This is a genomic window from Bradyrhizobium sp. ORS 111 (assembly GCF_045571485.1).
Lineage (GTDB): Bacteria > Pseudomonadota > Alphaproteobacteria > Rhizobiales > Xanthobacteraceae > Bradyrhizobium.
Genome location: NZ_CP120701.1, coordinates 5,893,661 through 5,916,831 on the forward strand (window position 1 = coordinate 5,893,661; position 23,171 = coordinate 5,916,831).

General features: G+C 58.8%; 20 protein-coding genes. 13 read left to right on the forward strand and 7 right to left on the reverse strand.

What is annotated here, in order from left to right; all coding sequences use genetic code 11:
- The first annotated feature begins 122 nt into the window (after positions 1-122).
- The 11 genes from P6U30_RS27175 (at position 123) to P6U30_RS27225 (ending at position 12,163) form a co-directional block, all read left to right on the forward strand.
- Complete coding sequence (locus P6U30_RS27175; protein ID WP_407165925.1) at positions 123-1,433, forward strand: aminotransferase class I/II-fold pyridoxal phosphate-dependent enzyme; 1,311 nt, start codon at positions 123-125, stop codon at positions 1,431-1,433.
- Positions 1,430-2,446 (forward strand): glutamate cyclase domain-containing protein, encoded by a 1,017-nt coding sequence (locus P6U30_RS27180; protein WP_407165926.1) that lies wholly within the window; start codon positions 1,430-1,432, stop codon positions 2,444-2,446. The genes P6U30_RS27175 and P6U30_RS27180 overlap by 4 nt, the downstream gene beginning before the upstream one ends.
- Before the next feature lie 19 nt (positions 2,447-2,465).
- Positions 2,466-3,215 carry an amino acid ABC transporter ATP-binding protein gene (locus tag P6U30_RS27185; RefSeq protein ID WP_407165927.1) on the forward strand — a complete coding sequence of 250 codons (750 nt, stop codon included), beginning with the start codon at positions 2,466-2,468 and terminating at the stop codon, positions 3,213-3,215.
- 39 nt (positions 3,216-3,254) lie between these two features.
- A complete protein-coding gene (locus P6U30_RS27190) occupies positions 3,255-4,130 on the forward strand; it encodes a transporter substrate-binding domain-containing protein (RefSeq protein WP_407165928.1) in 876 nt (291 codons plus the stop codon).
- 55 nt (positions 4,131-4,185) lie between these two features.
- Entirely contained in the window at positions 4,186-4,848 is a 663-nt protein-coding gene (locus tag P6U30_RS27195; RefSeq protein WP_407165929.1) for an amino acid ABC transporter permease, read from the forward strand.
- Positions 4,845-5,507, forward strand: a complete 663-nt coding sequence (locus tag P6U30_RS27200; RefSeq protein WP_407165930.1) for an amino acid ABC transporter permease — start codon at positions 4,845-4,847, stop codon at positions 5,505-5,507. Before P6U30_RS27195 ends, P6U30_RS27200 begins: the two co-directional genes overlap by 4 nt.
- Before the next feature lie 98 nt (positions 5,508-5,605).
- Positions 5,606-6,865 carry a Glu/Leu/Phe/Val family dehydrogenase gene (locus tag P6U30_RS27205; protein ID WP_407165931.1) on the forward strand — a complete coding sequence of 420 codons (1,260 nt, stop codon included), beginning with the start codon at positions 5,606-5,608 and terminating at the stop codon, positions 6,863-6,865.
- A gap of 131 nt (positions 6,866-6,996) precedes the next feature.
- Positions 6,997-8,109 carry a nodulation factor fucose acetyltransferase NolL gene (gene nolL, locus P6U30_RS27210; protein WP_407170551.1) on the forward strand — a complete coding sequence of 371 codons (1,113 nt, stop codon included), beginning with the start codon at positions 6,997-6,999 and terminating at the stop codon, positions 8,107-8,109.
- Positions 8,110-8,589: 480 nt separating this feature from the next.
- Positions 8,590-9,117: an ImmA/IrrE family metallo-endopeptidase gene (locus tag P6U30_RS27215; protein WP_407165932.1), complete on the forward strand. Its 528-nt coding sequence runs from the start codon at positions 8,590-8,592 to the stop codon at positions 9,115-9,117.
- A gap of 316 nt (positions 9,118-9,433) precedes the next feature.
- Positions 9,434-10,924 (forward strand): lipase/acyltransferase domain-containing protein, encoded by a 1,491-nt coding sequence (locus P6U30_RS27220; protein ID WP_407165933.1) that lies wholly within the window; start codon positions 9,434-9,436, stop codon positions 10,922-10,924.
- Positions 10,925-10,963: 39 nt separating this feature from the next.
- On the forward strand, positions 10,964-12,163 hold the full coding sequence (locus P6U30_RS27225) for a hypothetical protein (protein ID WP_407165934.1): 1,200 nt from the start codon (positions 10,964-10,966) through the stop codon (positions 12,161-12,163).
- A gap of 3 nt (positions 12,164-12,166) precedes the next feature.
- Here P6U30_RS27225 and P6U30_RS27230 read toward each other — a convergent pair whose 3' ends face one another.
- Positions 12,167-14,461 (reverse strand): S8 family peptidase, encoded by a 2,295-nt coding sequence (locus P6U30_RS27230; protein ID WP_407165935.1) that lies wholly within the window; start codon positions 14,459-14,461, stop codon positions 12,167-12,169.
- Positions 14,442-15,224 (reverse strand): trypsin-like serine protease, encoded by a 783-nt coding sequence (locus P6U30_RS27235; RefSeq protein ID WP_407165936.1) that lies wholly within the window; start codon positions 15,222-15,224, stop codon positions 14,442-14,444. The genes P6U30_RS27230 and P6U30_RS27235 overlap by 20 nt, the downstream gene beginning before the upstream one ends.
- 65 nt (positions 15,225-15,289) lie before the next feature.
- Here P6U30_RS27235 and P6U30_RS27240 point away from each other — a divergent pair, with 65 nt between their 5' ends.
- Positions 15,290-15,475, forward strand: a complete 186-nt coding sequence (locus P6U30_RS27240) for a hypothetical protein (RefSeq protein WP_407165937.1) — start codon at positions 15,290-15,292, stop codon at positions 15,473-15,475.
- A 444-nt stretch (positions 15,476-15,919) separates the two neighbouring features.
- Here P6U30_RS27240 and P6U30_RS27245 read toward each other — a convergent pair whose 3' ends face one another.
- The 3 genes from P6U30_RS27245 to P6U30_RS27255 all read right to left on the reverse strand — a co-directional run bounded on the left by P6U30_RS27245 (position 15,920) and on the right by P6U30_RS27255 (position 20,001).
- Positions 15,920-18,388 carry a S8 family peptidase gene (locus P6U30_RS27245; protein ID WP_407165938.1) on the reverse strand — a complete coding sequence of 823 codons (2,469 nt, stop codon included), beginning with the start codon at positions 18,386-18,388 and terminating at the stop codon, positions 15,920-15,922.
- 17 nt (positions 18,389-18,405) lie between these two features.
- Complete coding sequence (locus P6U30_RS27250; protein ID WP_407165939.1) at positions 18,406-19,392, reverse strand: AAA family ATPase; 987 nt, start codon at positions 19,390-19,392, stop codon at positions 18,406-18,408.
- A 393-nt stretch (positions 19,393-19,785) separates the two neighbouring features.
- On the reverse strand, positions 19,786-20,001 hold the full coding sequence (locus P6U30_RS27255) for a hypothetical protein (RefSeq protein ID WP_407165940.1): 216 nt from the start codon (positions 19,999-20,001) through the stop codon (positions 19,786-19,788).
- A gap of 48 nt (positions 20,002-20,049) precedes the next feature.
- Between P6U30_RS27255 and P6U30_RS27260 the strand changes: the two genes are divergently transcribed.
- Positions 20,050-21,276: a hypothetical protein gene (locus P6U30_RS27260; RefSeq protein WP_407165941.1), complete on the forward strand. Its 1,227-nt coding sequence runs from the start codon at positions 20,050-20,052 to the stop codon at positions 21,274-21,276.
- Positions 21,277-21,313: 37 nt separating this feature from the next.
- On the opposite strand, the gene P6U30_RS27265 is transcribed toward P6U30_RS27260, so the two are convergent.
- Positions 21,314-21,880: a hypothetical protein gene (locus tag P6U30_RS27265; RefSeq protein ID WP_407165942.1), complete on the reverse strand. Its 567-nt coding sequence runs from the start codon at positions 21,878-21,880 to the stop codon at positions 21,314-21,316.
- Positions 21,881-21,948: 68 nt separating this feature from the next.
- The gene (locus tag P6U30_RS27270) at positions 21,949-22,497 is read right to left on the reverse strand and encodes a hypothetical protein (RefSeq protein WP_407165943.1); all 549 of its coding nucleotides are present in this window, start codon (positions 22,495-22,497) and stop codon (positions 21,949-21,951) included.
- Positions 22,498-23,171 lie beyond the last annotated feature (674 nt).

The window sequence follows — 23,171 nt, forward strand, 5'->3', positions numbered from 1 at the left end:
GCGCGGCAAGACGCTTTCACCAAATGCTCCTGAAAAGAACGCCCATTTCATCGCGCGTCGCCAGTCACCTTGGCTCCCTGATTGTCCGCGTCGCCAAGTCACGCTGGCTCTAGGAGAAGATGATGACAGCCGCCGCCACGGAATCGAAAGCGCAATCCCCGAAGCCCACAGATCGCTTCGGCAATCCCATAGACCCCATTGTCGGTTTTGCGCGTGGTACCATCATCCAATCCAGTGTCGACGAAGCGCGCCGCCTTCGTCAGGGGCAGGTCGTCGCGGCCGATCGCGTCCGCAAACTCGGACCACATTCCATCGGCGTCTTTACCGGTAATCAGCGAGACTTTCCGCTGAAGCCCGAGGATCTCGCGACACTGTGCGAGGAATGGGTCGGACCCGGCCTCTTCGCCAATGATCTCCGCGAAGTTGCGATTGCCCACCTCGGAGGTAAGAGCGAGGATGGTGTCGCCGTGTTCAACCGCACCAGCGCAGGCATCATTGCCAGCATCGCTGCTCTCGCTGGCGGCAGCTCGGTCGTTTCAGTCGTCCCACCGGGCGGACGGTCGCACGCGTCGGTGATCCGAGGCTGCGCCATCGCGAGAGTTGAGCTCGTCGAAATCGGAGGCGACCGTGACTGGCGGGCGGCACTGGCCAACGCAAAGCCTCAGCTCGTTGTCATCACCACCGTGACAAGCGCTCTCGAACTGCTCGATGATGCCATAACCTCAGCCGTCGTCGAGGCCAGCCACGCGGCCGGCGGCATCGTGCTCGTGGACGATGCCTATGGCGCCCGGCTGCGTCCCGTGCTCCACGGCGGCAAGCCTGGCCTCGCCCTCGGAGCCGACCTTGCAATCACCAACTGCGACAAGGCGGGTCTCGCCGGACCGCGGGCCGGCGTGCTTGCCGGCCGCGCCAATCTCGTCACGGCTGCATCGGCGAAAGGTGCTGAATTCGGAATGGAAGCCCGCGCGCCGATCGCCGCAGGCGCCATGCGGTCCCTCCAGAGCTTTCGACCTGAGGATTTGCGGGAGGAAGCACGATCCGGGCAGGCACTCGCGGTCGCGCTCGCCGAGAAGCTCGGCCGCGACTTCGTGTCCGTCAGCGATCTCGGACCTATGGTCGACGAGCAGGACGTGCTCGCCCTTGTCCTACGGCGCGCTGGCCGTTCCGCAGAAAACTTTGGGCTCGTCCCCTGCGAGGTCTCCTCTGCTCTCGGAATGGTCCTCCTGCGCGACGCTGGCATCCTCACCGTCAACACCCATGGCCAACCCGGGGCACGCGTGTCGCTGCGCCTGAAACCGACCCTCGATGCGATGGGGCGAGTCGGAGGTCAGGACGCGGTCGTCGCCGCCATCGACGCTGCACTCGACTACCTGGCCGCGCGGATCGACGAAGTTACCACGATCTCGCGGCTCATTCTGGGAGATCAGGCATGAGCGCCGCCAACGCGAACTTCGCCGGCATGGATGACCGGCTCGACCGGCTGGTTAATCTCGATCTCGGTGGCCGAGGTGTCGAGCATCTCTACGAGGCTGCGCGCGCGCGCCAAGGCGGTGCCTTGTGCGGCGCCGCCGCGGAGGCGCTCGCTGCGATCCCTGCGGGTGCGACCGTGCTGGTGACCACGGGCTCTGTTTCGCGTGCCTGGATCTCGCCGACCATCGGCGAGAACGATGGTCCGGCCGGGGCCGCCGCGATCGTGAGGGCGCTTGCCTTGTCCAAGCGTGTGACTTGCGTCGTCCTCGCGGAGGAGACCTTGCTCGATGGCACCGCCAAGATCCTAACCAGCGCCGGCCTTTCGGTGTTGCCCAACGATCAAGCGCGGATCGCGAGCCGCGATGGAAGCCTTGCCGTCGCCAGCACGCGCTCCTTTCCGGTGACGGACTCCGAGGCAAAGGCCGCCTCCGCCGTTTTGCTCGACGAGCTGAAGCCGGCCCTGGTTTTCTCGACAGAGCGGGTCGGCCGCAACGCCGACGGCATCTACTGCTCGATGCGCGGCATCGACTACGGCATGGGGCGGGCCCGGATCGACCACCTGTTCGACGAGGCACTCGCGCGCGGGATCCCGAGCGTCTGCGTGGGCGACGGAGGCAACGAGATCGGAATGGGTGTGGTCGCTGAGGCAGTGCGGCGCCACGTGAAGTTCGGCGACGCGCGGCCCGAAGGAGGCGCCGGTATCGGAGCCGTGACCGGCACTAATGTGCTCGTCACCGCCGCCTGCTCGAACTGGGGTTGCTACGCCATCCTGGGGGCACTCGCAGCACGCCTGAAGCGGCCCGACCTCCTCCATGCACCCCAAATGGAAGAGCAGTTGCTGCGCCGTGGCGTCGATATCGGCTTGATCAACTCGGTCGACAACCTTGTCGACGCCGACGTCGATGGGATTCCCCTCCAGACGCACGTCGCGATGGTCGATCTGATCTCGGCGATCGTTCGGCCAGCGTTTCGATGACAACCGAGAAAGGCACGCCATGTCGACCGGAGCAGCCGTCCCCTTCCTCGATTTGCGCGGCATTCGCGTTTCGTATGGGGCAAATGAAGTCCTGAAGGGTGTCAACCTGTCCGTCCGGCAAGGCGAAGTCGTCGTCATCATCGGTCCGAGCGGCAGCGGCAAGAGTTCGTTGCTGCGGACGGTCAATATGCTTCAGCCGGTTGCCGGCGGAGAGATCGTACTGGAGGGCGAGAACCTGCTCTCTGGCAAGCAGGACGTGAACAAGGTCCGCCAGCGCGTGGGGATGGTGTTCCAGCACTACAACCTGTTTCCGCACCGCACCGTCCTCAAAAACCTGACCTTGGTCCCGCGGCGCGTCTTGAAGGAGCCGATTGCGGAATCGGAAGCTCGAGCCCGGGACCTGCTCGCGAAGGTCGGCCTGGCGGACAAGGCTGGCAGCTATCCGGACCAGCTCTCGGGAGGCCAGCAGCAGCGGGTCGCCATCGCTCGGGCCCTGATGATGCGTCCCCACGTCATGCTGTTCGACGAGGTCACATCAGCGCTCGACCCTCAGCTCGTGCGCGAGGTCTTGCACGTCATGAAGGACCTCGCCCGCTCTGGCATGACCATGCTCGTAGTGACGCATGAAATGAAGTTTGCGCGCGAGGTCGGCGACACGCTCGTCTTCATGGCCGATGGCGTGGTCGTTGAAAAGGGCTCACCGGTCGACGTTCTCGATCGACCGAGCCACGAACGGACCCGCCGATTCCTATCGCTCACCGACGCCTGAGCCTTATTCGCGCTACGAAGGATCAACAGGAGAGAATTTATGACTATGCCGAAATGTTTAGCTGCGATCGCGGGTCTGTCGTTTGCCATGATGGGATTGCCGGCCGCCGCGCAAACCAAAGTAGACCTGTCGCTGCCCGCGGAACTCGCAACACCAAACGTCCTGACTATCGGCATCAACTGCCAGTATCCGCCCGCGGGCTATGTCGGCCTCGATGGAAAGCCTGCCGGCTATGAGTATGGGCTTGTCAAGCGCATCGCTGCATTTGCCTTCGGTACCGAAGCCGGTCTCCAGACGCAATGCGTGAACGACAGCAACCGCATTCCATTTCTGCAGTCGGGCAAGGTCGACCTCGTGCTTGCCTCCCTCGCGCGGACTGCCGCGCGAGCCGAGCAGGTCGACTTTTCGGACCCAATCTGGTTGAGCAATCTTCAGCTCGTCGTGAAGAAGGATTCGCCGATCAATAATTACTCCGACCTCACGGGTCACACAGTCGTGACCGTGACGGGAAGCACCTACCAGACTTGGCTCCGGAAATGTCATCCGAAGGCGACTCTTATCACCGCGCAAAGCCCGGCCGACGCTTCGACGATGCTGGTTCAGGGGCGAAGCGAGGCGTTCGCCTACATCGACGTTTACGACTACAATTTCGTGCAGAACAACAAGAACTTCAAAGTCGTCGGCGAACTCGCTTCGCCCGCGATCCAGGGCATCGGCGTGAAGAAGGGAAATGCGCCGATGCTCGCCTGGATCAATGCAGTGATCGCCAAGATGCGCGAAGAGGACGCTTTCTACAAGGCCTTCGCTGACGAAGTGAAGGATCCGACGATGGTCGCGAAGTATCGCAACGTCGTCCCGGGACCGAAAGTGAAGCTCGAGTATACCGGCGTCGATCCTCTTGAATGTAAGTCCTGACCGGTGACGTGTGGGGCGCTCGGGCGCCCCATGCGATTGGGCCGAGATGCGTATCATGCAGAGCGATCTCACGAAAGAGGTGACCGCGCTACTGGTGGGACTGGGTAACAGCCTCCTCATCAGTGCGATCGGCATTGTACTCGGAATCGGCATTGGAATTGTGCTGGGGGCCATCCGCTACGCACGGCTCCCCATAGTTAGCATGATGATCATCTGGTTCATCAACGCATTCCGGTGCACGCCGCTCCTCGTGCAGATCTTTCTCTTATTCTATGCGCTACCGGACATCGGAGTCAGTCTGACCCCATTCCAGACGTCGTGGCTCGCGCTGGCATTGTGGGGCGCCGCTTATCAAACGGAAGTCTTCAGAGCGGCTTTCGACGCCGTGCCGAAAGGCGACGTAACAGCGGCCCGCGCCCTTGGCCTGCCAGCGTTCCAGACCTTTCTTGCCGTTACGCTGCCGCTCGCGCTGCGCATCGCAATTGCCGGAGCAACGACCACGGCGATTACGCAGTTCAGATCGTCATCCTTTATGATCGTCGTCGGCTATCAGGAATTGACCTACGTCGCCAACCGACTCGTGTCCGATACCTTCAAAGTGTTCGAGACCTTCGGCATCGCATGTCTAATGTATCTGCTCGTGAGCAGCATTCTCAGTGCGGTATCTCGCGCCCTCGAGCGCAAACTGGCGGTTCCTGGATTTGGAGTTGTTAAATGAGCAATTGGGTTTGGCCGGTCGCTGCTTACCTTGGTCAGGGCCTTCTCATCACGTTGTGGATCTCGCTGCTCACGGTCGTGTTGGCAACGATTGTTGGCCTCGTGATCGCAGCATTTTCCCAAAGCACGCTCACTCTCGCGCGCTTGATCGGACGATTTTACGTCGATGTATTCCGCGGTGCGCCGTCGCTGATGATACTCCTCTTCGTATTCTTCGCGCTTCCACAAATTGGCCTTCGCACGGGCCCACTCACGGCCACTGTCATCGGATTGGGGCTTTGGGGCGGATCGAACATCGGTGAGGTGTTTCGCGGTGCCTTGAGTTCCATTTCACATCGCCAAGAACAGGGTGCTCGGGCACTCGGCTTGAGCGCAACCGATGCTCTCGTGTTCGTCATTCTGCCGCAGGCATTTCGGCGTGCGTTGCCGCCCTACGTCGGGCAGCTCACCGTTCTCGTCCAAGCGAGCGCACTGACTTCCGTTGTCGGCGTTTCGGATCTCCTGGGATCAGCGCGTCAAATGATTGAACGACTAGCCTATGTCGGGAGCGGCCAGTCACACGCCATCGAAATCTATTTGGGCGTGCTGAGCATTTTCTTTGTGATCTGCTACTCGCTGACCGCGCTGGCGAGTGCTATCGAACGCCGTCTTCGCGTTTGAATGCTTTCGCTGTTTACGTCCTGCGCTAGTCGAATTGCCCCTAATCGGCATGCCGAATGACCAACGACCATCAATGCTGACTTAGAAGGATCGTGCAAATGAGCATCTACAGCGGACCGGTGTTCGCAATGGCACAGGAGCAATTTAATCTTGTCGCAGACTACATCGGAATCGAAGAGGAACAGCGCGATCGCTTACTGTATCCCAAGCGGTCAATAAGCGTGTCGATACCGCTTCACACGGACGACGGGCAAACAAAGGTCTTTCAGGGATATCGTGTTCAGCATCATCTGACGTTGGGACCGACGAAAGGTGGCACTCGGTTCTCCCCACATTTGGACGTCGGCGAGGTCGCTGCCCTAGCAATTTGGATGAGTTGGAAATGCGCGTTGGCGGGGCTCCCTTATGGTGGCGCAAAGGGCGGGGTCGCTTGCGATCCGAACAAGCTGTCTTTCCGCGAGCTCGAGGCGGTAAGCCGCCGCTATATGCAGGAAATGATTCCGTTCGTAGGGCCGAACACGGACGTCATGGCGCCCGACATGGGGACGAACGAGCAAGTCATGGCCTGGTTTATGGACACCTACTCCATGTACAAGGGGCACGCGATCAATGAGATAGTCACCGGAAAACCTGTTGCGATCGGCGGCACCGCCGGCCGACGGGAGGCGACTGGACGAGGTGTCGCGCATCTCGTCGAACGCGCTGCTGAGTCAATTCGGCTTAGTACGTCGAACTCGACGGCGATCGTCCAAGGGTTTGGGAATGTAGGAAGCATATCGGCCTACGTTCTTGCCCGAGAGATGGGGGTGAAAATTGTAGGTCTAAGCGACCACACGGCAGCCTACTATGATCCCGCAGGAATACCGATGGATGCGATTGAGCATCACGTCGCGCAGAAAGGAAATCTGGCGGGCTGGTCAAATGCGTCTGCCATTGACCCCGCTGAACTCTTGATCAGCAAATGCGACATTTTGATCCCTGCTGCTACTGAACAGGTTATCACAGCTTCAAATGCGTCTAAGCTTTCTTGTCGAATTCTGGCCGAGGGGGCCAATGGACCGACAACGCCAGACGCTGACATACTCATCGAAGAGCGAGGAGACATCTTCGTGTTGCCAGACATTCTGTGCAATTCGGGCGGCGTTATAGTTTCATATTTTGAGTGGGTTCAGGATCTTCAGCGGCTCTTCTGGACTGCGAAGGAGGTCAACGATCGATTGAAAGACATCCTTGATGTGACTTTTGACAGGGTCATTCGCCGCGCTCGCAAGGATGGCATTTCCCATCGCATGGCTGCAATGGCGATTGGGATTGAAAAAGTGCGTCAAGGGAAAAAGTTGCGTGGATTGTTTCCTTAGTTGGGCTTCGGCGTGGATAACTACTAGAACCCAGTGGCGCAGTCAAAACATTGTCAGCACCATCCTAGATGGCAATTGCCTCCACGATGATCGGTCGGATCGATCTTGATAGAGCAAAGCTGCAGCAGCCAATGATTGAACGAAATTTAACCGGATCGACTGCGCCTGGTGCGTCAGAGGCGAACGATCGCGACCTAGCTTTGGATTTCGCCAAGGGAGTGCTGATCATTTTGGTGATCGTCGGTCACCTCATCCAGTATATCCTCTACCGAGATGAAGGCTTCTGGGATTCGCCAGGCTTCAAATGGATCTACATGTTCCACATGCCTCTCTTTATGGCGATAAGCGGATACCTTGCTTGCCGTGCGCTGTTGCGAAAGTCGTTGGCGCAAGCCGTCGGCGATCGGGCGATGCAGCTCTTGCTGCCCATGCTGTTTTGGTACGCTCTCCTGGAGATAGCAAAGTTGGCTGTGCTTCCTCGCGCGCCTGACGCATCGGGTGACTTTTTGCCATTTCTATACGATGTCGCCGGCACGTACTGGTTCATCTGGGCAGCGTTCGTTTGTTTTCTTCTCGTTAAAATTCTTTCGATCTTCGATCATTATTCGCCCTGGGCCTTGTTCATATCAGTCGTAGTGGTCGCGCTTGCGCCCCTGACATTCTCCATATTTCCTCTTATAAAGTATACTTACCTGTTTTTCTGCCTGGGCTTCTCATTTGCCCGGTCGAGAGACCGCTGGACGAGCATAACACGCCGTTACAAGCTGCTCTTGATCGCGTCTCTCTGCATAGCGGCACTGGTGTGTTTTCTAGCCTGGCAGAAGGACACGTACGTCTACAACAATCTCGCCCTGGTTCAAGATATGCTGTCGGCGAAGAACGTGCTTCTGATGCTTTTTGGCTCTGCGGCAGCCTCAGCGATCATGATTGAGCTCTTCTTGCAATGCTGGAGATTTGGTCGCTCAAATCGAGTGGTCCGCTTTATCGCCATAGAAATAGGACAGAGTACACTGGTGCTGTACTTGATTCAGGGCACGGTATTTCGCCTCATGGATTCGATACAGTACGCAGAGCCCTCGGATCTCATAACCAAGTGGGCCGTGGCGGGAATTCTAGGGGGAGCGATTGTTCTCGTTACGCTGATGGTGCGCCGAAGCGTGCGCGACATTCCCTATCTGTCTCAGCTCATTCTAGGAGTTTCACCCCGCACCCTTCGTCCAATGGGTCAGCCCGCGCACAAGTAGAGCTGTAGCCCAAATCCGGTCAGAAGGCCCTAGCTACTTTCCGGCGCAAAAATCGCGGTTCTGAAGGGCGCGGTCAACCACACAGACAACGAGAAGCCCCGCCGGAGGGCGGGGCGATGAGATGCCAAGGTTGCTTTGGAAGTGGACTATGTTTTTAGTGACTGTTCTTCCATCACGCGCCACGCGAAAGCTGAAGGGATCAGACCTGCATCGGCACGCAGAAGGGGAAGCCTTCCCCTGCATCCGAGCCCGTCGGTCTCGGACGTCCCCTTCTGCGGGGCCGGCTGCCCCGCAACGCCCCGCTTGTGACATCTACCTGACTCTCAGAAGGTTCGCGGCCCTTTCGCAACCGAGACAATCCGTGCGAGCGGGCTCGCTACCGGCTGGCGCATCGCGATCGAGGCCAAGGATATTCTGGTCTTCGTTGTCCCTCGCCTAAAAATCCGAGAGATGCGTAGTACCGCACTGGCTGAGCAGACGATGCCGGTCATCCTCATCAATGGCAAGGACCGTGGCAACGGTCGCTTGTTCACGCTGCTGCATGAGTTCTGCCACCTGGCACTGCGGCAGAGCGGCGTCAGCAACATGGGCGGCGACCGCAACGACGCCCCTCACCCCGAAGTCGAGAAATTCTGCAACGCCGTCGCCGCGGCGGCACTAATGCCGCGCGACTGGCTGCTCCAAGAAACGCTGGTGGTGCAGAAGGGCAGCCTGAAGAGCTGGCGGGACGACGAACTGGAGGCGCTTGCGCTGCGCTTTGGCGTCAGCCAGAAAGCCGTGCTGCGTCGGCTGCTCACACTCGGCCGCACGACACTGGCCTTCTACGACAGCAAGCGGGCCGAGTTTCAGAAGATTTACGCCCAGCTCGACGAACAGAAAGAAGCCTCTGAGGGCGGCCCGAAGTACCACTATGTGGTGCAGAGCCCGCTCGGCCGCACCTTCACGCAGCTTATTTTCCAGGGCTATCACGATCGATATTTCACCCTGCGCGATGTCGCAGTTTTTTGAACTTGAAGGTTACGACAGTTCCTGTGATGGAAAAGGCGGCCTTTGGCATGGCGGGCTAAGCCCGCATGGCCAAGAAAACCTACTCGTCGATACGAGCGCGGTGATCGCAGCGTGGTACGAGCGGTAACGCGCAGCAGTTCGGATTCCGCGCGCTCAGCGGCGTCGAGCAGCGCGGACCGACAGGGTCAACGAGGAGCCCGTCGGGGCTCGGCCCTCCCCCAAACTTCAGGAAAGAGCCATTGCATTGACCACCGGTTGAATTATGTTTGTGGTAGTATTGATTTTTTCTGCACGCGACGATTTAGGATCAGTTCATATGAAAATGCGTGTTCTCTTCATATTCGCCTGCGTTGCCCTGCTGCAAATTTGTATTGTCGGCACCAGCGATGCGACGGACGGTCCTCAAAGGCCGCTTGTGTTCATTCCGGGGATCTTGGGATCCAAACTGGGGGATGGAGCGGGAAATACGGTTTGGGGCGACCGAAATTCGCTCTCAAATTATGCGAAGCTGGATATCCCGCCCGGAGCGGGGGGAAACGGAATCAAGGTCATCGGTCTAATCTCGAACATCAACGTCTTGGGTCCATTCTGGACCATCCATCAGTACGACGATCTGATCGGCTTGCTGCACGATCTCGGCTTCGAAGACGGCAAGACGCTGTTCATTTTCCCGTACGATTGGCGCCTCAGCAATTTTGAGACAGCTAAGCGGCTGGAGAGCTTCGTGCACGACACCCCGGTCTTGCGCGACGGGAATTTCGATATCGTCGCGCACAGCATGGGCGGCGTGGTGACCAGGATCTGGATGAACCAGCACGGTGGCTCCGCCAAGGCGCACAAGGTGATCTATCTCGGAACCCCCTTCCTAGGCAGCATGAATTCGCTCGACACAATCTCGAATGGATGGGGCACATTCGCCAATCTCGTCGCCGGTGGGCTAGGCACTATCCGACATGTTACGCTCTCTTTTCCCTCCATCTACGAATTGTTTCCAACGTACGTAGACTGCTGCAGGGAGGGCACTAAGGCCAAATTCTCGTCGTACGACATCCTTGATCCCGACAATTGGAAGGGCGCCTGGCTTCCAGCGGAATACCGAGCCGGAGGCGCTCGTCGAGAAGTGCTGGTTTCCGGATTAGAGAACGCCGGCAAGCTCCGTGCAATAATGGCCGCGCCGCCAACCGTGCAAGAGATCAAGGTTACCGGCGACATCATCGACACCAAATTGTGGCTCTACACACCTGACCGCACGGCTGGTCCAGATAGTTGGTCATTCACCAGCAGCAGAGGCGACGGAACGGTTCCGATCTGGAGCGCTGCGGCGAACTTCAAAAATCTGGAGGGCACCGACCCGTCCTTCGTAGAACATTCGACGATCTTTGCAGACAAGTATGTCCGTAGCCGAATTGCACGCGAGCTCGTGCCCGGCACGGCACCGCCAGTGGCGGCGCGCACACTGGGAGAGATCGAGACGGCCGATGGGACTCACCATCTGTCGAACGTATCGGCCAGGATAGATCCTCCGGTTGTCGTTCCCGGCAGCAAGGCTAACCTCGTTATCGACATGACGTTCGCTGAAAGCATCAGCTCCGGCACCGTTAATCCATCCGCTGAACTAATGGGCGACGCGTCGACGCTGCGCATCGAAGTCTCGGAGGCGACGACCGGGAGCGACAACCACTTGGAGTTCCGTGGGCCTCTCGTTGCTCCTCTTCGCGAAGACACTTTCGAAGTCAGAGTGTCGATTCCGGATCAAGGCACGACGTCGCTTTATCTTACGGTTTCCGCGAAAGCCGCAACCAAGTGAGGACATTGTCTAGGCGAATCTAAACGATTGGGGTGGGGGATGAAAGGAAACTTGGGACGAGCGCTCTTTGTGTTGGGCGCAGCGGCATCTTGTTCTGCGTGCACGACGATCCCCGATCTCGAGCAGGACGGGATCTCTATCTCGCAGATTGTCCAGCGCGTGAAGTGCGAGCTCGCCTATTCCTTGCCGGAGCCTCAGCCGCCCTACCCGACCGGGGCTTACCAGTGGATGCGAGACTGGACTGCGAAGGTAGATCTCACCCTGATCACCAACAACCAGGCTTCGCTGAGCCCAAGCGTCGGCATAGTCCATCAGATGCCGCCCGCCTTGCTTCCCGGCATAGGAACGTTCGGCCAATCGTTCAGCGTTTCCGCCGCAGGCGGTGTCGCGACCACGGCGGTCCGGAACGAAACGATGAGCTTCACCGTGTCCATCAAGGAGCTTCGGGATCAAAGGACCAGATTGGCTTGCGACCTTCCTGGAGCCCCGGACCTTTACGGAAGATTGGGCCTTCAGGAGTGGGTCGCGTCCGCGCTCTCGCCAGTAGAGAATCATCAGCTCCGGATCGGCCATCATCCACCACCCAACGGAAAGTCGCCGCCCCCACCTCCCGTCGTCGTATCCGAACTGGAAACTCCCAAGCAGGCGCTGCAACGCGAGAAGGGTCTCGTCGAATATTGGTCCGAGTTCGTGAAAGAACATGCAAAGCTCGTTCAGGATCACGCCAAATCCGTAAATTCAGGTGCCGACACGAAGGATATCCAGGTCGCCTATGACGAGGCCTTCTTGGTAAATCGCGCCACTGCAAATGCCGCTAAAGAACTCGCAAAAGCCCAAGTCGCCTACAACAAGGCGAAGGCTCTGGATCCGAAGGATACGGAACTGGACACACTATTGACCGGCGCGAAGCAAGCGAATGACGATGCAACCAAGGCGAAGCAGGATGTCGCCAGCGCCATCGAAGGCTTGCCTCACGATCCCCCGATTGACTCGATAGGTCATCAAGTCCAGTTCGTCGTCGTCGCCAACGCGAACATCACTCCCAGCTGGAGTCTCGTGAGCTACAAGGGACCCGCAAATGCAGGCCCCCTTGCGGCAGCAACGAGAACGAATACGCACACCCTCATAATCGCCTTGGGAGCTCCGGCCGTGCCCGGCTCGGTCAAACCGGGTGAAGAGCAGATCCGTCAGCTCAACAATCTACACCTGGACGCGCTCCGCACGCCGCTCGGTCAATGAAGTCTACGGAGTAGGGATATAATCTAGCAGCGAGGCTCCGGCGACTGACGTCGTATCGCCGGACTCGACGTCTTGGAACTGGATACTGATTTTGTCCGCCATGGACTTGTCGCAGAATTTCCGTACTAGGCTCCACGGCCGAGCGTCATCATCGTTGATAAATACCAGGAGATCGTCAGAGCCGCTTCTGGCGATCTTGCGTATCGTGTCGAATGCGACCTTGTCTCCAGGGCGGCACTCCAATTCGCCGATTGCGGACTTATTCAGCACATGGCCGTAACGAACGTTCTTGGAGGTAGCTCCCGCGTCCGGGGGAAGCTCGATGACATCGTTATCGACGCTCAACGCCTTCGCGATGTCCAGTAAACCCGACGAGTAGACCTGTTCGCGCAGCGCCGAGTTGTAGTCCGATGACGTCTGAATGCGGGCCTTGACGAGGCCCGGCCTCCCCGAAAGCTTCGGGCTATTCATCAAAAGAGCCGAGACAAAAGAAACCAGTGGCGCGGAGAACGAGGTCCCAGTTTCGTTATGGGGAGTAATATCGATCGCGGTCCCGTCTCCGTCCACACGAAGCTGGTACGACGGAACCATACAACCCGGAGCAAGAACATCCACCGATAAGCCCCAGTTCGAAAAGGTCGCGATCTTGCCCTCAGCGTCATGGGCTCCAACCGATATTACTGCCGCGCTGTCACTTTCGAACGGAATAGTGCTCCCTCCGAACGCAGCCGGCCAGACGGCATCCTTCCCACTCAACTTATTTCCATCGTTGCCGGCCGCAACGACAAATACTCGCTTCTTGCCTCTATTTTTTACGATATCGTCCCAACCAGGGATGTTGTCCTTCGAGGACAGGCTCAGATTGATGACGTTGAAATCGTTGCCCTCGGCTGCCGCGAACTTCAGCGTACGCTCAATATGACCCGTATTGAATTGAGGATTGATCGTATCGAGCGCTACAAGGCTCGCGAAGCCAAGATGTAGCGGCAAGTGCGCTATCCGCCGAAGGGCCTCCACAGGCTTACCTCCCAACGCCAGCGCTGCTACCGCCAAACCATGAGACCGGTGGTTGAAGGCTATCGAGGTCGCGCTAGACGTTTTGCCGGTCGCCGAACTTAGATTTACGCCTACCCACCCGCCGTTTCCGTTCACACCGTCGCTGTTAGCGTCCCTCTTTGCATCTGGATCAGACATCTTGTTGAGACGATGGAAGTAGAACGTGTCGAAGACCAAATTCGCCAGCGCATCCGCTCTGGGCGTATCACTGAAATCGAAGCCGGTATCCACGATCAGAATGCGGCGCCCGTCCGCATCCTGATTAAGTGAGCTATTCAAACTAACGACACGTAGGAAGTCTCGTAAGCTGTATGGCCAATTCTCTCCCTTCAACTCAAGGGCCTTCGAGCAATTCTGGCCGAACTTCTCGACGTCTTCAATTTCGGTAACGAACTTGAACGTCCCCTCCAGTTCCTGAACTTGTGGCAGTGTTGCCCGGACCGCGCTCGCCTCAACGTCAGTTCGCAGGGCAATGCGCACATCCTTGGGACCCGCATCAGGCAAGGCAGGAAGCCCGGTGGCCTGCGCCGACACTGGAACAATCACATCCTTGACCAGGTTTGGCTTGGTAATTTGAGGGTTGGCCGCCGCAATCTGTATCGCATTCCGGCAAGACGTCATATCGCCCGGCCAGGAAGCGTTGGGCGTCGAGGAGCAAATCGGCTTCAGCGCGGTATCAAGGTCGACCGTACTGCCGCTCAAAGCTACACCATAGAGCTGCTGAACTTGCCTCCTGAGTGCGGGATCCTTGATGACGCGTTCGAAGACCCCCGTATCAAACGGGTAGTTGAGCTGCTTCGCGAGCTTCTCGACGCCGTTGGGAGCTGGCAGCGTTACATCTTCGACGAACTTGCCGCATGCCGGTATCTCCACGGCCTTTTCCTCGGGAAGCGCGTTGAGGTCTTCATGGCGAAGGGGCGGATTTCGCTCGAGCAGGATCTTTTCGTACGCTGGGTGTATATTGAAGTTGCCAAAGGGCTTTCCGCATTTGTCTGCCACATACTTGGCTACGTTCGCGCCCTTTGGAAATAGAACGATCTGCGGCGCTCCGACTTCGGCGACGCCCTTTATTAAATCGACATCGGTCGGCGAAGGCCGGGGAACGACCGCTACCATCTCGCTCGGCCTGTTCGCTATCTTCAGGCCGGCGGCCAAAGCATCCGAACCAATGATCCACAGGCCGCCCGCAGCGAAAGCCGCCGCCGCAAGCTTCGATTTAACGTTATCGACAATTTTCAGCATCTGAATCGATCCCACAGATCTTGATAGAGCCGGGCGGAAGTCCGAAGTCGTTAAACTGTTTCGCCTGCAGTAGGAATTTTTGGATCTGAGAGGTTCTGAGATCTACCAGATACGAATCCGTGCTCAAATTTCCTCTGGACGCGATAGCGAGCATCTCGGGCTTCGATTTGTCGGGTGAGTAGCTTGCTCCGCCGCTGTCGCCGCTACACACCGCAGCGCCCGAGGTTTTGATGAACTCGTTCATCGTGTCGCTCGGATTCTGCGAAGCACCTGGTTGCGCCGGCCGTTCGACGGCGGCCGAGCCTATCTGAAGGACTTGAGAGATATTCCCGTTCGCTTGCGTGCAGCCGTAGCCGAGGAGGTTAATCTGGTCCTTCGCTAAAATCACTGGCGGCAAGGTCTTTACGCGTTCGAACTTCCCAGGGCCGGTCGATATCGGCTTGGCCGCGATGCAAATGGCAACGTCCGCCGTACAACCAACCAATTTCTGCGGTACGAACTCGTTTTCACACGCACGACCCCGGTAGTCGGGATGGACATGGCACAGAAGATCTGTACGCCGATTGTCCCAAAGAAGCTTGGCGGGCGAGTTGTTATCTACACAATGGCCGGCAGTCAGCACCACGTAGGTACCGACGATCGTGCTGGTGCACCGACCTACGTTCCCGTCGAACAGCAGGGTCGACGGCCAATCCTCGCGGGTAGCAGGCTTCCCGCCGATGATCTGGACGTTGGCTTCGTTTCCTGACGGTATTGGCGCCATGATCCTGTCCGCACAATGGCCTGCGGCAGAGGACGCCAAAAGGGACAGCAGAACGATCGTATACTTTGGCAACATTGGCAAATCCACAATTGAAATGCAAAAAGCTACCACAAGTTGATGATCTTCAACAAGTAATGTTGTCTCCTTTTGCTCTGCAGCACATGAGTGACGCTGTCGAAGGCGCGCTAATCCCGATGCACAATCACACCAAGCACGCCGATCCTGACGGCATGAATCCGGGCGGCTCGTGAACGACCAGCGAGGCGCCCTTGCGTCAACGGCAGCGAGCCACTCGATCGGGAGGCCCGTCCCCGTCGGCCGACCATCGATTTGCATCGACGGCCGAGGGATAGATATTCCACCCCAACTCGGTGCGCACCAATCGTTGCGGTTCAGAGTGTTAGCCGCGGCCGCGCGGCCGACGGTTCGATCTTCGTTGATCTAAGCAAATCTACATGTCTTCGGGGGACCGGCTGCCTAAAATTCTACCTTCGAGGAGGCTAGTCGCGTTTCAGCCACCGGACACAACTCATAGAGAAGCTTCGTCTCGGCGCGACCGTCGGACTGACCTCTTCCCAAGCAACGTCACGGCCGATCGCGAGGCGAGGACTAACTTGACCGCCCGAGCTGGCGGGCCAGCGTGTCTGAACTCGTGAAGTGCCACCGTGCGAGTGCGAGCTGCAGACAGATGCCGATCAAACTTCGATTGCGCTAGCAATGGCGATCGCATTCTCGACTGGCGTGAAGATGTCGACGTTCGATCCCGGCGCTCTGATCGTCACGATCAGCGCATAGCGCGCAGTGCCATCGAACCGCTCCAGGTAGGGCTTTTCCTTCCACCAGCCACCGACCGGAAAGACGCCAATGGCATCACGTTCGGCGAGGTCAGCTGCGCTTCCTGACCAAAAATCGGAATGCACCGATCCATTGTCGCGAAACATGCCGAGGAGCCAATCCTCGCCACCGCCGGAAGGCGCCCCCTCCTCCTCGTCCCGTGCCGCCTGATTGATGCGGGCTCTGAACTCGTCGACAGTCTCGGTCGCGGACTTCACACGGAAGCGAAGACCGTGCGAAGCGTACCGATGTCGCCTCGTCCACCCACGCTCTCCAGGATTGGGTTCGATGAAGTAGGACAGAGTCGCTCGTAGCTCAACCTGCGCGGCTCCAAGCGCGGCCAGTTGCTCCTTCGGCCAAGGTAGGCGATGCAGTTTCATGTCGCGCGTCTTGGCGGCGGCGCTTCCTTCCCGCTGAAACGGTTGGAGTTGATCTTCGACGATGAGCGTCAGATCGTTCACCGTCGAGAGGAGCGCCCGCCCAAGATTTGGGACTCCATAGCCATAGCGGCGTACGAGTGCCTGTATTTGCCCCTTCGCGCCGTTGCATGCGTCGATGCGGGCGCGCATCTGCGGGGTCCACTCGGCGGAGTGCACGATCAAGGCGCGGACCGTTTCCGGCCATAGGCCCGGGCGCGCCACCAGGATTCGCCCCGCCATCCGCGCCGCGTGGGCGGTGGCCGCGCTCGTGTCGCCGAGAGTTGTGAAGTGACGCAGTTCCGGGCGGAAATACGTCGTGAGGATCTGCAGGTCATCGATCGGTTCGCCGGGAAGCGCTCCGTCATGCGCGAGGTTGCCACCTTCGAACACAACATCGGGTTTCACAGGCCACTGTCGGTCCCAGATGACAGAAGTCCTGCTGCGCGGCGATAGCTCGCCGGCCGGAGCGATCGGCGCGTAGCCGGCGAACTCAGGGTCGATGATGTCCACTTTCTCGGTGTAGCCGCCAACCGTCAGCGCGTTCCACGCCTGTGCCGGATCGTCGACCGCCTCAAGGTCATTGCGCGTGAGGTGATCAGCAGGCGTCAGATCCTCGGCGATGTTTCCGGCGGACAGGATGATCAGACGCCGCTGCTCCTCCTCAAAGCAGAGTTGGTCGACCGCCGCTGACCACGATGTCGGTCGGCCGCGCGCCGGATTTGCGCTGGTAACCGCCATGGCGATGGCCCGGCGCCGCGTCGGCGCCTGAATCTCGGCGCGAGCAATCGCCTCTCCGGTGATCGCTCCATAGAGCTCGGGATCGTTCGCCTCGTCCTCGGGCGGCAGAATACGAACGCTCTCGAGTCGGTAAGGCAAGGTAATCGGATCGCTTCCGACGAGCACAGGGACAAGGTCGCCATAGAGCCCGACACCGGCCATCCGCGTCCCGTGACCTTGCCACGCCGGGGTGTCGTCGCTACCCCAGGCAGGCTTGATTGTGTGGCAGTCTTCCGCAGCAAGTGCGGGTTCGATCAAGGGATGAGTTCGACGCACACCGCTGTCAAGAACACAAACCGCAACATCGTTGTCCGGTGGCGTCACGCGTTCGAGCAGTTCATCACTCCAATGGCGCTGCTCGGCGCCCCCAAGACCCATGAAGAAGGATGGCGTATCCTTCGCGCGCCGCAACTCGGCCACGACATCGCTGTGAGCAACAAGCCGATCCAGCGTTGCCGCGCTAGCGAGCGCAAGCATGACCTCTCGTTCCGGAAACTTGACGGCATGCGTGCGCAGGGTGAGATCCAGCGCTTGGGCGATGCGCTCGAAATTCTCCCGGCGCCCTTTGCGCAGCCAAATCTCCCACCAGACCTGTTCGTTTGATTGCTGCGGGAAAAGCGCATCCTCGTCGGTGTACAGTGATCGTGCCGTTGCCAGACGCACGGTCTCAATCCGCGACACAAGCGGCTCGTTTCGCGGCCTTCCCTTCTTGGTGTCAGAGTCGCGATAGGCCTCGACCTTCCGCAGATAGTAGTTCTCCGCTTGTTGCGGAACGAAAACGGAAGCGCGCAGCGGCTCCCCTTCTCCTATCGGTTCATGAACTGCGACAACTTCCATCTTTTGCCGTCGATCGGCCAACTGATCCAGAGCGATGCGCTCGCGCACCGGCAATTCGATATCGAGATAAAACCCTGGCAGCCCTACGGCCAAGTTGAGATCGCGAGCGTCGATCTGTACGCGAGCCGCCTGAATGGCCTGTCCGACGGACTGGATCAATGCCGCTGCATGGCCCGCACGATCGCGTTGAGGCACTGCAGGCGGTTCGATTTTCTGCTTGGGCCGCCGATACGGCTCTCGAACACCATTGTCGCGAAGATGGATATGGGGTCGGTCCCGAGAAAAATCGTCTGCCATTGCAACCTGTGCTGTCGCTAATCAGACAGCGAGGCCCGCCGGCGTTCCATCAGCGCTTGAACAAGCGCCTCCGATGTTATCCGCTTCCCGCCCCGCAAGAGTATCGTTTTGGCCGCGTCGTCCGCAGCTCTTACAATGTCTGCCTGAGATAAATTGTGCGCCTGCTCGACGGCCTGGCTCCAGTCGACACCGCGCGTGTCAAAACGGTCGAGGCGCGCCTGCAGCAAGGCTTGAGCTAGGACCGGATCAGGCAACGCGTATTCAATGACGTCGTCGAAACGACGGAAGAGCGCCTTGTCCAACAGCTCAGGATGGTTGGTCGCTGCGACGACGAGCCCGTGGCTTTCATCCTGCTCAAGGAATTGCAGGAAGGAGTTCAAGACACGGCGAATTTCACCAACGTCCTGACGCTCGCCGCGCCGGGCGCCGATCGCGTCGAACTCGTCGAAGAAGTAGACCCCGCGTGTTGCCTGCATGGCGTCGAAGACCAGCCGTAGCTTTCCAGCCGTCTCGCCCATGAACTTGGTGATCAGGCCATCGAGGACGATGGTGAACAATGGGAGATGGAGTTCGCCGGCCAAGGCGGCCGCCGTCATCGTTTTGCCCGAGCCAGGCGGCCCCACCAGCAGTAATTTGCGGCGCGGCTTCAGACCGTGCTCACGTAGGTTCTGCTGCTGCCTCTGCTCAATCAGCACACGTTCGAGCCGAAGCCGCAATTCGTCCGGGAGAACCATGTCGGTCAGACGCAGGTCCGGATAACCGGCGTGCAGCAGCCCGGCTAATTCGCCTTTCGGCTGGACCAAGGGAACTGGCCGCGCCGTTTTGGTCATTGCAGCGCCGGCTATCTTGGCCTGGTCAATCAGCTCTTTCAGTTCCTGCGCCAGCTTGCCATGACCCTGCCGGGCCTCATGCGCGGCAAGCTGCATTGCGGTGGCGAGGAAACGCTCCCCGTCACCGGCAATGTGGCTCTTCAGCAAACTGACAATGTGACGAGCGGTCGACATGGGTCTTCAGTCTAATTGATCAATGCCGGCCTGGTTGCATTTGCCAGCGTTGTCCACGTTAACGCTTTGGCAATCGATTGTATCGGGAATTCGTGTCTATTCCCTTGCGTTTCCTCACAAATCCCGCCCCGCAGCCAGAAAGCTTTAGCATTTCTGGCGGCCTGCCGCCAGCTGCGGCCGCCTCAGCGCACTGTCAACGCTCACTCAGAACACAGTCGGTCGCGCCCAATTGAAGCTTTGTGCGCGAATCAGACGTCGGTCTCTTCGCCCAAAAGCGGCGGCCTTGCCGCACTTAGGTCGCCTCGTGGAACGAAGCTGCTAATCAGATATACTCGCGCTTCGGTCCCGGACCGGCAGCGGGCCGTCATCGACGTCGACGGCAAGCATCATTTCTCAGAAGACGGGAAACCCTCGCTGAAGGTCTACGCCGGCATGATGTCGGCCGACCGGGAATTGCGGCTCGCCGGATATGAGGTATACCGCTTCGGCGCGAACGAGGTTGTCGGCGACGGCTCCGAGACGAGAATTGCGGATTTCTTCGACAAGCTCTTCCGACTCCATCGAGTCGGCAGTGAGAACTGATAGTCCGAGGTTGAATTGAAGCGCCACACGTCCTCGCACGGGCGGTTCGTTCGGAACTCTGCGGGATCTGCGATCATGAGCGAAGGCCGGGAATTTCAGGAGATCGCTCATTGCGGTAGGCAGGTGATCTTCACCGTCGACAGAGGCGACGACGGTCGGAGGCGATATCGTGTCACTTGGCAAAGCAGTCGGCCCGTGCCGGCGGCCGTATACTCGATCTACGCCTTGAGAGAGGGCATCCCGATCGCCGATCTACCAATGGGAGGAATAGGTGCGCCTTGGCCCGCTCCACCCGTGCCCGGCTGCGTTCCGGTATTCGTAGCCTCAGACAGCGAGGGAAAATTCGGCTTTCAGTGCCCGAGATGCGACCAGTATTGGCGGACGCGTGGCGGCGTATCGCTCTGTCCCTACTGCGGCGCCCACGCCGAGCGTCACGAATTTCTGTCCGCGGCGCAACGGGTCTACGTCCGGCTTTATTGCGAGAAGCTCGACGAGGCGCTTTCCGCGGATGAAGACGGAACTCACGTCATCGATATGGATGCCGTCGCGGACGCGGCGGGACAGGACTTCGCGAAGCCACCGTTCTATTACGCCGAGGAGAGCCAGCAGAAGCAGTTCGACTGCACCGCCTGCGGCGAGTTTAACGATGTCCTGGGGCGGTTCGCCTATTGCTCGGTGTGCGGCACGCGCAACGATCTCAGCGAACTCGAAGGAAGCATCATCCCGGCGATCCGCGACGATCTGAATCGGGGCGTCGTTCCGTCAGGCTGTCTGAGGGACATCGGCTCGGCGTTCGACACCTTCGTCGGGCAATATACGGGCCAGCTGATCCGGAACAGGCCGATGCGTTCCGCGCGGCGCGAGCGTATCGGAAAGATGCGGTTCCACGATCTCTTTGCGACCAGAAGGGAGCTGTTGGGCGGTTTCGACATCGACATCTGTGAAGGACTGACGGAGGTGGAGATCGCGACCGCGACGCGCTCGTTTCAGCGCCGTCACGTCTACGAACACAACGGCGGCGAGGTCGACGAAAAGTATCTGCGCGACAGCGGTGATACGTCGGTCCGACTGAAACAGAGCATCCGGGAGACACAAGCTGGCGTCCACGAATTCGCGAATCTCGTGCTGCGTATGGCTCGAAATCTCCACCGTGGCTTCCACGACATCTACGAACCTGCCAAAGGAGCCATAGACCGATACGAAGCGGAGAAGAAGCGCCTGGCCGCTCTTCAGCGGCAGAACGAGGGCCGATCCCGCGTACCGCCGGTCAACACCGCCAAACCTCGGCTGAGAAGTGAGTAGGCGTCGCTGACGATGCTTGCGGTATGACAAACGCGCTTCAACCGATCTTGTAGCCAAACGCGGCCACCAACCAGGAAAAGACGTGGAATGGTGTGAAGAATTGAAGCCCGACGAGAAGCAACACGACAACTAACGTATACACCACCGAAGCGCGCAAGACGCGTTGCCCGAGCGGCAGGTATGGCGGCTTATTGTGTGGAGGCCAAGCGAATTGCTCTTCCCAAGCCTGCTGAGAAATATGCGCGGGCCTGATTCTCTCGAGGGGTAACCAAGCGCGGTAGGCTGCGATGCCTCGTGATCTGGCTATCGGATTTCTCGACCAAAGTTCCTTCGGCCCGCAAAATCGATCAGGGACCGCAGAACCATGCCGCAAATCGAGAGCATCAACCAAAACGTAAGATACACATACGCGATCATGAAGCCGAATGTCAGCCAGGACTTCGTAAATGATTTGACGGTGAAGACCGCCGAAATCGAACGCACTGTTTCGTCCACCAGCTTGTCCAGCCCCTCGAAGATCTGACAAGAATGAGTTGTCATCGGCGGCATGGAGCAAAAAGATTACGAAAATCACCGCAGCAAGTTGAACGAGGGGAAACCCCATGACCGCTCGAAAAAGGAGCGATAATTGTCCTGATCATCTCGTGGTCCCTCTGAACGCTTGGCGAACGTTCAACTGGTCTGAGCTTGCCGATCGAACTTCAAACTCCTCGGATCGAGCAGCCAGGTTATGCCCCGAGCTTCGCCCTGATCGAAGCCGTATTCTTCAAGATCGTCGACCATCGGGCGGACGTCGAGAGCCTCGAAATGCGCTGATCGGTATCCCCAGACTGGATCATCCGTTCGCTTAAGAGTTATTTTCGCACTGTAGGTCAAGCTCGTGCCGCCTAACGAGCATGTGCGAAAAAGGAGCCCTTCAAGCGAGCGTGCTCCTTCATCTCCATCAAAACGTTGGAATTCCAGCCGCATTACGGGCTCTGGACTGAGAAGGATTTCAACCGCAGCCTGCGCTTCATCCGCAGTCCAGATTTCGTCAAAATTGAAGCCGTCCCCAGAGCCAACGCCGGCTTTCGCCAAGAGCATTTGCCAGCCATCTAGGAATTTGGAGATCGCGGGCAGTTGGTCGACGTATGGGCCGCTAAGCAGATCGCCGAGCGGCAGTGAAATGGACGGTATTCGCGAGTTTCCCGATATCGTGAATTCAGCCTGGCCGCTTGCCAATAGTGAAAGCGCTCGCACCAGCTCCGCGTGTTGTTCGAGCGAGCGCTGAGCATTCTGATTCCAAAGTGGAAATCACACGTTCGAAACGTGTAGGCCATCGATTGGTCGATAGCCGGCAAGCCTGGTTCTTCTTTCGAACGACCCCTGGGACGCGGGCGAATGCCTCCACCGCGCTCACTCCAGGATAAGCGAGCGGGGTGCTGACGACGATTGCTTACGTTCGCGAGCCGCACTCCGGCGCCTGTGGTCTGCCCGGAGGTAAGTTCAAATCGCGGAGGTGCAACACCCGATTCTTGCGATTGGTCGAGAGGGCCATTCCCCGCCTGGCCGCGTAGACCGACCATTGCTCTCCGAAGCCAAAGGTCACACGTTCGAATCGTGTCGGGTGCACCAATTTGCCGTTATTTTGCAGCGTGATATGCGCGGCCAAACCGAACCCTCAAGTTTTTGTCGTTCGCGCTAGTAAGCAATTCGAATTGTATATTTCGAGCGTGCCTGTGGGCCTCCGTTCGTCGCTGCCGAAAAACGCGCGCGTGTCTGCTTTACCGCCGCACGCAGATGAGCACATGAGGTCTCCCCTCGCACGCGGATCAAGGCAATAAACCCCAACGGGCTATTCTGCCTATGGGAGTTGGGGCCTGCCGTGGGAATCATGAGGCGCATTCTTTGCTGCG